Annotated in this window: 14 protein-coding genes, 1 tRNA gene and 2 pseudogenes; 7 read left to right on the top strand and 10 right to left on the bottom strand. The window is 61.1% G+C overall.

Features of this window, described 5'->3' with window-relative positions; translation table 11 throughout:
- Positions 1–174: 174 nt before the first annotated feature.
- The gene (locus ASD63_RS05440; RefSeq protein WP_034806460.1) at positions 175–525 is read left to right on the top strand and encodes a flagellar export protein FliJ; all 351 of its coding nucleotides are present in this window, start codon (positions 175–177) and stop codon (positions 523–525) included.
- 328 nt (positions 526–853) lie between these two features.
- Here the strand turns inward: ASD63_RS05440 and ASD63_RS05435 are convergent, their stop codons facing one another.
- Entirely contained in the window at positions 854–1,135 is a 282-nt protein-coding gene (locus tag ASD63_RS05435; RefSeq protein WP_034806461.1) for a GNAT family N-acetyltransferase, read from the bottom strand.
- Positions 1,136–1,341: 206 nt separating this feature from the next.
- Positions 1,342–1,617, bottom strand: a complete 276-nt coding sequence (locus ASD63_RS05430; RefSeq protein WP_003527546.1) for a DUF1153 domain-containing protein — start codon at positions 1,615–1,617, stop codon at positions 1,342–1,344.
- Positions 1,618–2,095: 478 nt separating this feature from the next.
- Here ASD63_RS05430 and ASD63_RS05425 point away from each other — a divergent pair, with 478 nt between their 5' ends.
- The 3 genes from ASD63_RS05425 (at position 2,096) to ASD63_RS05415 (ending at position 4,478) form a co-directional block, all read left to right on the top strand.
- Complete coding sequence (locus tag ASD63_RS05425; protein WP_060528855.1) at positions 2,096–2,845, top strand: LuxR C-terminal-related transcriptional regulator; 750 nt, start codon at positions 2,096–2,098, stop codon at positions 2,843–2,845.
- Positions 2,846–3,012: 167 nt separating this feature from the next.
- Positions 3,013–4,266: a tRNA 2-thiouridine(34) synthase MnmA gene (gene mnmA / locus ASD63_RS05420; protein WP_060528877.1), complete on the top strand. Its 1,254-nt coding sequence runs from the start codon at positions 3,013–3,015 to the stop codon at positions 4,264–4,266.
- A 135-nt stretch (positions 4,267–4,401) separates the two neighbouring features.
- Positions 4,402–4,478 (top strand) — tRNA-Met (locus ASD63_RS05415).
- Between the two features lie 131 nt (positions 4,479–4,609).
- Here ASD63_RS05415 and ASD63_RS05410 read toward each other — a convergent pair.
- Positions 4,610–4,894, bottom strand: a pseudogene (locus ASD63_RS05410) (regulatory protein GemA); the annotation flags it as partial.
- Between the two features lie 95 nt (positions 4,895–4,989).
- On the opposite strand from ASD63_RS05410, the gene ASD63_RS05405 reads away from it, so the two are divergent.
- Positions 4,990–5,757, top strand: coding sequence for a hypothetical protein (locus ASD63_RS05405; RefSeq protein ID WP_034806463.1), 768 nt, complete (start codon positions 4,990–4,992; stop codon positions 5,755–5,757).
- Between the two features lie 96 nt (positions 5,758–5,853).
- On the top strand, positions 5,854–6,600 hold the full coding sequence (locus tag ASD63_RS05400) for a hypothetical protein (RefSeq protein ID WP_127889450.1): 747 nt from the start codon (positions 5,854–5,856) through the stop codon (positions 6,598–6,600).
- On the opposite strand, the pseudogene ASD63_RS05395 reads toward ASD63_RS05400, so the two are convergent.
- The 3 genes and pseudogenes from ASD63_RS05395 to ASD63_RS34910 form a co-directional block, all read right to left on the bottom strand.
- Positions 6,575–7,049 (bottom strand): annotated as a pseudogene (locus ASD63_RS05395) (DUF3164 family protein); the annotation flags it as partial. The gene ASD63_RS05400 and the pseudogene ASD63_RS05395 overlap by 26 nt on opposite strands.
- A gap of 98 nt (positions 7,050–7,147) precedes the next feature.
- On the bottom strand, positions 7,148–7,513 hold the full coding sequence (locus ASD63_RS05390) for a hypothetical protein (RefSeq protein ID WP_034806483.1): 366 nt from the start codon (positions 7,511–7,513) through the stop codon (positions 7,148–7,150).
- 216 nt (positions 7,514–7,729) lie between these two features.
- Positions 7,730–7,888, bottom strand: a complete 159-nt coding sequence (locus tag ASD63_RS34910) for a hypothetical protein (RefSeq protein WP_156133954.1) — start codon at positions 7,886–7,888, stop codon at positions 7,730–7,732.
- A 311-nt stretch (positions 7,889–8,199) separates the two neighbouring features.
- On the opposite strand from ASD63_RS34910, the gene ASD63_RS05385 reads away from it, so the two are divergent.
- Positions 8,200–8,640, top strand: coding sequence for an acetyltransferase (locus ASD63_RS05385; RefSeq protein ID WP_034806719.1), 441 nt, complete (start codon positions 8,200–8,202; stop codon positions 8,638–8,640).
- A 21-nt stretch (positions 8,641–8,661) separates the two neighbouring features.
- Here ASD63_RS05385 and ASD63_RS05380 read toward each other — a convergent pair whose 3' ends face one another.
- The 4 genes from ASD63_RS05380 to ASD63_RS05365 are packed head-to-tail and all read right to left on the bottom strand — an operon-like array spanning position 8,662 to position 12,391.
- Positions 8,662–9,243 (bottom strand): HutD family protein, encoded by a 582-nt coding sequence (locus tag ASD63_RS05380; RefSeq protein ID WP_034806486.1) that lies wholly within the window; start codon positions 9,241–9,243, stop codon positions 8,662–8,664.
- Positions 9,240–10,721, bottom strand: a complete 1,482-nt coding sequence (hutH, locus tag ASD63_RS05375; protein WP_034806489.1) for a histidine ammonia-lyase — start codon at positions 10,719–10,721, stop codon at positions 9,240–9,242. Before hutH ends, ASD63_RS05380 begins: the two co-directional genes overlap by 4 nt.
- Positions 10,714–11,541 (bottom strand): betaine/proline/choline family ABC transporter ATP-binding protein, encoded by an 828-nt coding sequence (locus ASD63_RS05370; protein WP_051659742.1) that lies wholly within the window; start codon positions 11,539–11,541, stop codon positions 10,714–10,716. The genes hutH and ASD63_RS05370 overlap by 8 nt, the downstream gene beginning before the upstream one ends.
- A complete protein-coding gene (locus ASD63_RS05365; protein WP_034806492.1) occupies positions 11,534–12,391 on the bottom strand; it encodes a proline/glycine betaine ABC transporter permease in 858 nt (285 codons plus the stop codon). Before ASD63_RS05365 ends, ASD63_RS05370 begins: the two co-directional genes overlap by 8 nt.
- Positions 12,392–12,431: the final 40 nt, after the last annotated feature.

Here is a 12,431-nt window from a genome sequence, read left to right as displayed (position 1 = left end):
GCATTTACGGAGCCTTAAATCATCACGCCTATGATTAACGATGCCCGTAAACGAAAGGTTACCAGCGGTAGGCTTTTGTTAATATCGCTGAAGATTTTTCGTTTCCGGCCCTGTTCGGGCCGGCTCGCGGGCAAATCAGTAACCGGGGTCTCGTTATCCACGGGAGTATTGCGTATGAAAGCACGTGAGAGCCTTGTCCGCCTGAAGGAATTTCAGGTCCGGGAGAAGCAGCGTCAGCTGAACCAGCTTCAGATGATGATGGCTGAGTTCGAACGGATGACCAAGGATCTGGAAAATCAGATTATTTTCGAGGAGAAGAAGTCGGGTATCTCCGATCCCCAGCACTTCGCCTATCCCACCTTCGCCAAGGCCGCACGTCAAAGAGCCGACAATCTTCAGGTTTCCATTCGCGAACTGAAGACGCAGCAGGATGCTGCCGAACTCGCGCTCGAAGAAGTGCAGGCTGAATACGCGAAGGCGGCGGCCCTCGAAGAGCGGGACACGTCGACCCGCCTGCGGGCATAGCTGCGGCTCCTGCGCCAAAATCCGGCGCAGCGGGCCGTAACGCCTTGTTCCAAAGGGTGATTTGAACCCCGAGCCGGATCCGGCAAGGGGGATTTGTCCGTTGGACGGGCCGATTGCCCGTTTCGGAGCAGATGGTTCCATCCTTGACGGATCATGCGGCTGGCATGATCCGATCCGGCACGATCGTGACAAGACAAAAAGACCCGCCCGATGCCTCGGCATCCGGGCGGGTCTTCTCATTTTGGGGCCTGCAGGGCCGCGCCTCTTTCAAGACGCGCCAAGGTCGCGATTTCGATTTAAGATTTGTGCGGTGGCTGCCGCGGTTGTCTCAACCCTGGATGACATCCTGCCATTCGGGATGTCGCATCGCCTGGGCCTTCATGAAAGGGCAGAGCGGAATGATCTTCCAGCCGCCCCTGCGGGCTTCCTCGATCGCATGCTTGGCCAGCGCCTGGCCGACACCCTTGCCGCGCAGAGCATCCGGAACGAGCGTATGATCGACGATGATCAGTTGAGGCGAGGTGCGCGAATAGGTCATTTCACCGGTATGGCCTTCGACTGATGTCGAATAGCGGCCGTGCGATCCGGTTTCCTCGTGCATAATTTCCATGGCAGCCTTCCTTGATGAACGGGTTTGTCTGCGTGGAAGCTAGCGCAGTTTTCCGCAAATCGGAATCGCCTGCCCCGCCATCGCCGGAGGACAGAGCGTTCGTTAAACGCAACCAATGCCGGTGCGCGCGGGACCTGGAAAAACGACGGCGGCGGCCCCGGGAAACCCGGAGCCGCCGCGCGACCTATGGCCCTGTGATGGGCGAACTAGTGGCGATACTGCTGGATGCGAGTGGTGCGCAGGCCGGCGAGACCGTGATCGTTGATCGAGGACTGCCAGGACAGGAACTCCTCGACGGTAAGGGTATAGCGTTCGCACGCCTCTTCCAGGCTCAACAGGCCACCGCGCACGGCGGCAACAACCTCAGCCTTCCTGCGGATCACCCAGCGCCGGGTATTAGCCGGCGGCAGATCCGCAATCGTCAGAGGGCTGCCATCGGGGCCGATGACATATTTCACGCGTGGTCGCATCATTTCGGTCATGGGACTCTCTACACAAACTCAAGACCATATGACCGTGACCTTAGCCTGCCACATTTAACATTTGCCTAAGCGTCAAGTAACAATTTGCTCATAATTTGAGACACTTCCGGCGGGCTTTTATCCGCGTGTGGCGCCCCTTAGATCTTGGGGCAATATTTCCCCGACTTGTGGAAACGCTTGAGAACAATCCGGATTCTCCCGGAATTGACATGGGAGCCATGCAAATACCACATTTCACTTTAACTAAAATTTTTGGTAACGAAGCCCCGAAATAAGGATGAGCGTCGTATGTACGCTCCCGCATTCATTCTTGGTGCATCGTCATAGTTTTCACAACCGGGCGCGTTTCTTTCGCGGGCAGGCCGGGAGCGGCAGTTTTATTTCGCCTGTCGGGTGAATTTCATGCTCCTGAAGATGTGGGGCGTTGTTTGTATTTCTCTCGACCGGTGCGGTGGCGCCGGGGATGTGGTGATCGCAGATGAAGGAATCGCATGAACCGGCCTTGCTGCGCGAGGCTGAAACGGTGGAGATGTTTTCGGACATCGATCCGGCCACCGTCCGCACCGAGTACGAACTTCTGCATCTCATGCGGCGGTTGATCGCGCGCTATGGCTTCGGCCATTTCATGATCGCGCGCATGCCGCTGGCCGAACAGCAGCGCTTTTCCGAGCGGCTGGTGCTCAGCAACTGGCCGTCCGAACTGGTGCGCCAGTACGACGCCTGCGAGACTTTCCAGTCGAGCGGGCTGGTCGAAAAGTTGCGGTTCACCAAGCTGCCGGTGACCGGCGGGGCCGAGCTGCTCGATGTTGCGGCCAAGCCCGCGGACGAGGCCATGGTGCACCGCCTGCTGGCCCATCCGGAGATGGCGCGCCATTTCGCGGTGCTGCTGCACACGAGTGGCGGCGATCCCTTCATCGCCATGCTTTCGGGCCGCCGCGAGGCACCTGCCGGCGTCGAGCGGGCGACGCTGTATCTCACGCTGGTCCAGCTTTTCGAATGCCTGGAGCGCACCTTCGACACCGGCAATACGGCACGTGAAAAACTCTCGAGCCGCGAGTTGGAATGTCTGCGCTGGGCGGCTGCCGGCAAGAGCAGCGACGAGATCGGCATCATCCTGGGGATCTCGACCTACACGGTCAGCAGCTACTTCAAGAGCGCGACCCGCAAGCTCGATGCCGTCAACCGCATGCAGGCGATTGCCCGCGCCATGCGATTGAAGCTGATCTGACGCCTTTAAGGCCGGGCAGCGGCAGCGGCCGGCCTTGCCGCCGGACGGACAAGTTTCTATATGTCGCGGAACTGAAAGTGCCGCGACGCGCTCTATGCATCCGATTGATGCCGGCCGCCGCGGAGCCGAAGATGCCGTGGGCCGAGAGTTCCTCGGCAAAGCATCGCATGAAGCGTGAAACAGGGCAGGCGCAAGGTTGCCGCCCGAAGGCCGGATTGGATCCCGTGAACAGTCTCGATTTTGACCGCAAGCCCGAAGATACGCGTGTCGTCGTTGCCATGTCCGGTGGCGTCGATAGTTCCGTCGTTGCCGGCCTGCTCAAACGCGAGGGCTACGACGTTCTCGGCATCACGCTGCAGCTCTACGATCACGGCGCCGCCGTGCACCGTGCCGGCTCCTGCTGTGCCGGCCAGGACATCGACGATGCACGCCGCGTCTGCGAAACCCTCGGCATTCCCCACTACGTGCTCGACTACGAAGCGCGCTTCCGCGAAACGGTGATCAATCCCTTCGCCGAAAGCTATATCGCCGGCGAAACGCCGATCCCTTGCGTTGCCTGTAACCAGACGGTCAAGTTTGCCGACCTGCTTTTGACCGCCAAGGAGCTTGGCGCCGATGCGCTGGCGACCGGCCACTACATCCGCTCGCGCCCGAGCCCGAAACCGCGCTATGCCGGCCAGCGGGCGCTCTACCGGCCGACGGATGCCGATCGCGACCAGAGCTACTTCCTCTTTGCAACGACGCAGGAGCAGATCGACTATCTGCGCTTCCCCTTGGGGCATCTCTCCAAGGCCGAGACCCGCAAGCTCGCCGAGGAGATGGGCCTCGTCGTCGCCCAGAAGGCAGACAGCCAGGACATCTGTTTCGTGCCCCAGGGCAAGTACAGCGACATCGTGTCGAAGCTGAAGCCGAATGCAGCGCTTTCCGGCGAGATCTTGCATCTCGACGGCCGCGTGCTCGGCACGCATGAGGGCATCCTGCACTACACGATCGGCCAGCGCCGCGGCATCGGCGTTGCGACCGGCGAGCCGCTCTACGTCGTCTATCTCGACGCCCGCTCGCGCCGCGTCATCGTCGGCCCCAAGGAGGCGCTGGAAACGCGCCGCGTCTACCTGCGCGACGTCAACTGGCTGGGTGATGAGGACGTCGAAGTGGCCGCTGCGCGGGGCTTTGAATGTTTCGCCAAGGTGCGCTCCACCCGCCAGCCGGCGCCTGCCGTGCTCGCGATGGACGAAGAGGGCATCTATGTGGAGCTTGCGGAAGGCGAAGCCGGTATTGCACCCGGCCAAGCCTGCGCGCTCTATTCCGGCGTCGGCGAGGATGCGCGCGTTTATGGCGGCGGATTTATTCGCAAATCGGAACGCGAAGCCGGCGCAGAAGCCGCGCTGAAGGCGCTGCTTTCGGCGCAGGCAGCCGCCTGAAGCCCTTGATTTCCGGGCTGTTGTGAAAACTTCACATTTTCCCGGAGACTTGGGTTGACAGTGGGCGGAAGCGGGCCGTATAAGCCGCCCGTCCAGTCAAGACGGCTTCCACTTCGAAGCCCTGACGCGGTACCCGGCGGAGTAGCTCAGTAGGTTAGAGCAGAGGAATCATAATCCTTGTGTCGGGGGTTCGAATCCCTCCTCCGCTACCATTCGTTCCCGAAGGAATCGATAATAGTTTGCTTGTACGGCTGTAGCTCGCCGCGATTTTCCGGAATTTTGACACCCAAAACCGGAAAAACGTAAATTCCGCTAAAGCTGTCAAAAAAGCCACTGCCGCGTCGTCGCGGTTCGCGACGATGCCGAGATTGTAGCAGGCGATCCAGAGCGACTGCAGCTTGCTGGCAAAGCGACCAGTGAGCTTGGCACGACCGTTCGGCCGAGAAGCGCTCGGCGCCGGTTGGAAACCTTCGTTTCGGAAGACGGCGAGCACTCTCTGACGTTCTTGCTCTGTCATGTCTTTGGTCGAGGCCTTGCCGGTGATGTGAGTGAGCTTGGCACGGTAGGTGTCATCGTCCAGGCCGAGTTTCTTCTTGGCGACATGAATGGCAGCAAGGGAACTGCTCATCTGACACCTCCCACCAGAGCGCAGCAGTCGTGACTTGCACTGCCGCATGCCTTATTTTTGCAGCTAGGGGTTATTCTACGGGGAAGGGGGAAGCGATGAGCGCCGATCGCGGATCGAGAGTGGTTACGCATGTGGTGGTGATAATACTTGCCGCCACGTTGCCCGTGGCAATGTTTGGGGAACCTGGCGACGGGTACTTCGAGTTTCTCAAAGAATTTCAGACGCTGCTGACAGGCTTGTTGGCAGTGGGCGCCGCGGCGTACACGATCAGCGAGATGATCAAGAGTGATGCCAAGCAAGAGCAACGACATCGAGAAATGGTCGAGATCTCCATGCTTCCATCGAAACTCGCTGTCGCGAGGGTCGCCGAATATCTGCCTAAAAGCCTTCGGCACTACTGCGAGCAATTTCGCTTGTTCAGTGAGCTTTTGGACAAAGATACATTGCAACCTGCCTGGGACAAAGAAAGCGTCAGGCAGGTCATCCGGGCGTGCATGAGTGCTCACAATCTTCGCAAAGATTTGTTGAGCGAGCGGGTCACCTCTTGTCACTACCTCTTCGATCACGACGTCATGCAAAACCTCGAAGAGCTTCGTGGCTGGAGTGGTAGTCTTCTCGCGCGTCTGCCGGATGACTTCGCCATGCCAATCCTTGCTGAGGAGGAAGTGCCTGCCCGGCCGGCATGGTACAATCGCGGCCTCTATGCTTACCTGGAGGTCATGAGCCACTCGGCCGGAGTGCTTGCCGACGAAATCGATGAATGGGCGGAGCAATTTCATTTGCCGCCTCGGAAGGCGCCAGACAGGTCGGGTTGGATGATCCCCATGGATGCCGTATTTCCTAAGAAGCCGACTGACGGCTGAACCCAAGCTAGTTCGGCCAGCCGACCGGCTACCTTTCACCGTCTCGAAAGCAATCCTGTGCATTCTGCAATCGGCAATTGTCCCGAGAGGTTTATGATGTCGGCTGGCTACCGGGCGTATTTCGTGGCGCTCGCGATTGTTATCGCCACAGCGGTTTTTGTGTTGATCTTTACCGGCGAGGCTCGAACGCTCGATGGATCCTCGGATAATTTTTTCCGGAACGTCCTGTACGATTTCCAGACGCTGATTACCGGCGTTCTTGCGCTTGGGGCCGCCTGGTGGACCGTGCACACGATGCAAATTGCGGACGTCAAAGTTAACCGGCGACACGAGCAGGCGATGGAACTCGGTCTGCGAGGTGACAGACTTAGGATTGAACGGGCGCTTAACCCTCAGGGTTTTGAGCTGGGCGCTTGGCACGGGAAGCTCCCCGAGCTTCAGCGACGCACAGAAACTTCGGATCTCGCGAAAGTTTATTGGGACATATTTCATCTTCAGCGAGGGATTGCTGATATCCTCAGCCGCACGCAGTTCATCGCCGGCGCCGAACTTTTTGGCGGAGACCTGGCGCACCGCGTCCTGGACATGCAGAGGTGGACCGAGAACATTTCCGGACCGGTAGACAACTGCTATCGGTTCTTTAATGACCCGATGCCTAAGTCGGACAAAGAAGAGTGGGAATTCAGTTGCTGGCTTGATGATCACGGCATCGAAGCGAAGCTCTACGATTATGTGAAGTACTGCCGAAACTTGATCCCGTCGCTGTTGGAGGGGTTGGAGACGGTCGGCGCTCAATACGGCGTGAAAGTAAGCCATATTAGGCCCTCGCTAGATCGATTGTGACGGCCTGCCAATTGGCCGCGATCGACGATCGCTCGTAGCATCGCACATACGTCTTGGAACCGACGACGCGCATGGCATCGCGGATCGCATCCATGGCCCGCTTCCAGCGCTCATCCTCGATTTCCAAGCGGAGCAGCATGAAGATCTCGGCCCGGTTGATCTGGCCGGCTCTGTCAGTGTTGAACGCCCGCGTCACGATCGCGCGTATCTCCGGCCGACTATCAGCTGACCATTCGTTCAAGCACTCGTCGACGAGACCCTTGGCGATTTGGAGCTGAGGTCCGAAATCCACCGCGTCCTGCACTTGTACTTGAACCTTCATCAGGCCGTCGAAGGTCATGAAGGTCTTGTTGCCTTTAGCGCCGCCTTTCGATGCTCCGTACTCCTGAGCAAGTAGTGCTTCAAGGGACGGTTCCATTCCGCAATCTGGAGATGACTGCTCGTAGCTGGCCGGTTACGGCATCAATCTCTAACGATTTTAAGATTGCAATGATTGATGAGGTAGATCTGACGCGAAAGCGCTCGTCTGAGGCACGCACAATCGCCGTCAATGGTGCGGCGGCTTCAAGGGCAATGTCAGCGCCGGTCCGCTCTTGACCCCGAACTGTCTGCGGAACTGCCTTGACGCGCTGCCGTCAAAGAGCGATTGCGGCAGCGGGGCGCCGATGGCCCATTTGTATTTGGCGTCCTGATCGTTGCTCAGCGCCTGATGCGCCACGGCGCTCAGGGGCAGGACGTATTCCGGCTTGCGCAGGCCTCTTTCGGAATTGCCGAGCCAGGTCAGTACCACCAGGATTTCGCCGCCGAGTTCCAACGCATCGAGTGCGAGCGGTTTTCCGCCGACGGAGGCGCGGACGGCCTGCTCGTGGAACTTGAACGCGCTGAGTTTCAGTTCGTTTTGCGGATCCGTCATTTCGGGCCTTCCTGGATATGTTGCTACGCTGTCTTGAGCGGCGATTCGTTCAGTCAGCGTCCCCTATCATAATCCCTCTGGCCATACATGGGGCTGATGATCGATGCAAAAAGGCGCCGCCATCGTCGATCGCAGCGCCTGCAGATGCGGCTTGAGAGGGTGTGCGTAGAAACCAGTCAGGCATGCTGCCCGGCTGCCGCCGCGGGGTAGGTCGCTTCAGCGATGAATCGACGAAGTGATCGTCGTGTAGTCCGGCAGGTCGATGTTGGCGATTTCGGCTGCGCGATATTGGGACAGGGCGAAGTGCATGATGGCGATCACGGTGATCGAGAAGACCAGTACGGTGACGTTGACGCCGAAAGCGGTTTTGATCATGTCCTTGTCCTCCAGTCCCTGCGTTCGTTGATGTGTGGCTAAGAACCGTGACATGGAGACTATCGTGTGGCGTCAATCGTGCTGTTCCCCGGGGAACATGGAATATGGTTGCTGAATTCTTAACCGGCGTGGCCTGAAAACCGCAGGTGCGGAGATCGCTTGCGATCGTCGGGGCTGCGGATAAGGTGCGCGGTCCGGGACCGGATCAGGACCGGACATCTTCACAGGCTGACGCCCTCGCAGAGTCGCGTTGGCCACAGCCGGACGCGCGGCACGCCTCGCGCTGCCACATTTTCAGAAGCGATTGCATCATGACCATCTCCATCCGCCCCTCCCGTCCATCCGATTTTCCGCGCACCTTCGAGATCTGGCGCAGCGCCGTTGTCGCCACCCATGATTTCCTGACGCCGGAGGATTTTGCTGCGATCGAGGTGCTGGTGCGCGACCAGTATCTGCCGGCCGCCGAGTTCTGGATCGCCGCGGATGAAAATGACCTGGCGCTCGGTTTAATGGGCATGAGTGGGGCGCAGATCGACTCGCTCTTCGTCCAGGCCGAGGCGCGCGGCGCTGGCGTCGGTCGGCGGCTTGTCGAGCATGCGATGAGCCTGCATCCGGTGCTGACGGTTGACGTCAACGAGCAGAATGTGTCCGGCGCCGGTTTCTATCGGCGAATGGGTTTTGAGGTGGTCGGGCGTTCGCCTGTCGACGATGCAGGCCGGCCCTATCCCCTGCTGCATCTGAGGCGCGGCTGAACGACGCGAGACGGCGCCCGATCAGGCGGCCGGCTTGTCGATGGTGATCAGGAAGAGGACGGCAGAGGCCGCCGGTTCGATGGTTAAGGAGGCTGCACCCGTCAGCACGGCCGTGTCGCCCGCTGCCAGTTCGGCCGTGGCGTCACTTGCGGTCAACCGCACGGCGCCGCCGTGGCAAAGCACGAGGGTCGTGCCCCCCAGGCTTTCTGCCCTGTGCGGATGATCGAGTGCCAGTCGCTGAACCGAGTGCGTGAGCCTGCCGCGCCGTGTCATGACGTTGAGGTCGACGATCGGACCGTCGACGAGGGTCGCTGATGTCGCGACGTCGGCCGGGAAGGGGAGCGGCGCCGTCTCGCCGGTCAACAAAGCGGGCTTGCGACCCTCGATCATCAGCCGCATACCCTTGCCCTGAAGGATCGACAGCGTGCGGTCGATACCGGGGAAGCTGGAGAAGGGGCCATCGGTGGCGACGGTCGCCATGCTGACGCGCCAGTCGAAATCGGCAAGCGACGCCTTCTCGGGGAAAATGGCGATCTCCACCGTCTCACCGCCGCCGTTCTTCCAGGGCATGCGCTTGTAGTCTTTCGCGCAAAGCAGCTTCATGGCGTGCCTCCTTCGATCAGTGTGCGCATGCGGGCGAAGTCGCCGTTGAGCGGCCGGTCGTCGGCATAGGTGGGGATTTCCGAGCGAATGCGCCGGTAAAGCGCGTCGGTGCGTGCGGCGCGGCCACGCGGCTGCAGGTCATAGGCCTGCGACGCCGCAAGCAGTTCGATCGAAAGGATCGTTTCGAGGTTGTCGGCGATGGCAAGTGCCTTCCAGGCGGCCGGCGTCGCATGCGTCAGGATGTCCTCCTGCAGCGCCGAGGTGATGCCGCCATCGAGGCTGGCGGGGGCCGCGAGGCGCCGGTTTTCAGCGGCAAGTGAGGCGGCGGTGTACTGGGCGATCATCAAGCCGGAGGCAACACCGCTATCGCCGGCGAGGAAGGCCGGCAGGCGGCTCACCAGCGGATTGACGAGCCGGTCGATGCGGCGCTCGGAGATGGCAGCGACTTCGGCAACGGCGACGGCCAGGCTGTCCATGGCAAGGCCGAGTGCAGCGCCCACCGCATGGGCCTGCGAATGCACCTCCGGCGCTTCGGGCGTGCCCGACACGGCCGGGTTGTCGGTGAGGCTTGCAAGCTCGCGGTCAACGACTTCGGCGACGTGGGCCAGTGCATCGCGGGCAGCGCCATGCACATGCGGCACGGCACGAAGGCTTAAAGGATCCTGCGTGCGGGTGCCGGCGGTCTCGGCGAGCATCGGGCTGCCGGCAAGAAAATCGCGCAAGGATGCTCCGACCTCATCCAGCCCCTTGGAGCGGCGAAGCGCCAATGGACCGGCGGCAAAGGCATTCGCCTGGCTGCCGAGGTTTTCATAGGTCATCGCGGCGGCGGCATCCGCCCAGTCGAAGAGGTGCGTAGCGCGCGACAGTGCCAATGCCGCAAGGCCGGTGGCGCAGGGCGTGCCGTTGACAAGGCTCAGGCCCTCCTTGGCTTCGAGCCTGAGCGGCTTGAGGCCGATCCGCGCGAGCGCCTCGACGCCGCTGATCTTGCCCTTGCCGTCATCGACGGTGCCGTGGCCGATCAGCACGAGGCCGATCGCGGCCGCATGGGTGAGATAGCCGACCGAGCCGCGCGAGGGGATGTCGGGGATGAGGTTGGCGTTGAGCAGTGCCAGCAGCGCCTCGACTGTCTCGATGCGCACGCCGGAATAGCCGTGGGCGAAGTTGGCGATCTGGGCGGCCATCACCGCCCGGGCTTCGGGCCGGGCGAGCGGTTCGCCAACGCCGCAGGAATGGCTGAGGATGATGTTGCGCGATAGCGCCTGCTGGTTCTCGCGGTCGATGACGACGTCGCAGAGCGCGCCGACACCGGTGTTGATGCCGTAGCCGCGGATGCCGCGCTCGACCAGAGCGTCGACGACCCGGCGAGCGTGGACGATGCGCTGGCGTGCTGCATCGGAAAGCGCGAGCGGTGCGCCATTGGCGACCGCTGCGATTTGCTTCCAGGTCAGTGGTGCATCGAGGACTACATTCTCACTCATGGGCTTCCGGTCGTCCCTGTCGGCGTTGCACGAAGCGGGCAACGTAATCGTTGGCCGGCCGTTCCAGAATATCGTCCGGCGTGCCGACCTGCACCACCTGGCCGTCCTTGAGGATGGCGATTTCCGAACCGATGCGCAGCGCCTCGTCGAGATCATGGGTGATGAAGACGATGGTCTTTGAAAGGTTCTGCTGCAACTGCAGCAACTGGTCCTGCATGTCGGCGCGGATCAAGGGGTCGAGTGCCGAGAAGGCCTCGTCCATCAGGATCACATCGGTATCGGCGGCCAGCGCCCTAGCCAAGCCGACGCGCTGCTTCATGCCGCCGGAAAGCTGATGCGGGTACTTGGCGTCGTAGCCGGCAAGGCCGACGGTCTCGATCCATTTCATGCCGATGTCGCGGGCCTCGGCCTTGGGCAGGCCGCGCACGCGCTGGCCGTAGATGACGTTCTGCAGCACGGTGCGATGCGGCATCAGCGCGAAGCTTTGGAACACCATGCTCACGCGGTGCATCCGGAAGGTGCGCAGCGCTTTGGCGTCGAGGTCCAGGATGTTGCTGCCGTCGAAGGCCACTTCGCCGCTGGTCGGCTCGATCAGCCGGTTGATATGGCGCACCAGCGTCGACTTGCCGGAGCCGGAAAGCCCCATGATTACAAAGATCTTGCCGGCGCCGATCGTCAGGCTGACATTGTTGAGACCGACGCTGCAACCGGAGCGGGCGAGGATTTCGGACTTGTTGAGCCCTTCCTTGGCCATGGCGAGTGCGGCTTTCGCGTCCTGCCCGAAGATCTTGTAGACGTTGCGGATCTCGATATCAGCCATTGCGGGGATCCTCCGTCCGGCTCTTGCCGAAGCCTTGCGTGATGCGGTCGAGAACGATCGCGAGAATGACGATGCCGATACCGGCTTCCAGCCCCTTGCCGACGTCGAGCGTCTGGATGCCGTTCAGCACCTGCTCGCCGAGGCCGCGGGCGCCGATCATCGAGGCGACGACCACCATCGACAGCGCCATCATGATCGTCTGGTTGAGGCCGGCCATGATTGTCGGCGTAGCGAGTGGCAGCTCGACACCGAAGAGGATCTGGTTGGGGCTGCCGCCGAAAGCGGTCGCTGCTTCCACCACTTCATGGTCGACCTGGCGGATGCCAAGATCGGTAAGGCGAATGAGTGGCGGCACGGCATAGATGATGGTGGCGAGGATCGCCGGGACCTTGCCGAGGCCGAAGAGCATCAAGGCCGGGATCAGGTAGACGAAGCTCGGCATCGTCTGCATGACGTCGAGCACCGGCAGGGTGATGCTGCGCACGGTCCGGCTCTTGGCGACGAAGATGCCCATCGGCACGCCGATGACGACGGAGACGATCGTTGCCATCAGCATCAGGGCGAGCGTCTGCATCGTCAGGTCCCAGAGGCCGAGCACGCCGACGAAGAACAGCAGCACGCCGACGGCGACCGTCAGGGTCCAGCGCTTCGAGCTTTGCCAGGCGAGCGCCATGAAGATCAGGATGACGACCCACCAGGGCAGGCCGCGCAGGATCCATTCGATGAATAGAACGGCTTTCAGAATGACGGCGCTGATCGCCTTGAAGACCCAGCCATAACCGCTGACCAGCGCCTGGATGAAATCGTTCACCGGCCCGCGAATGGAGAGATTGAGAGAATCCGGAAACATCGGATGCGTTCCTTGCTCGGGCTGCCAGCGGACACAGATC

It is taken from the genome of Ensifer sp. Root558 (assembly GCF_001427045.1).
Lineage (GTDB): Bacteria > Pseudomonadota > Alphaproteobacteria > Rhizobiales > Rhizobiaceae > Ensifer > Ensifer adhaerens.
Note: the sequence above shows the minus strand (reverse complement) of the source record. Positions and strands in the feature narration are given on the sequence as shown.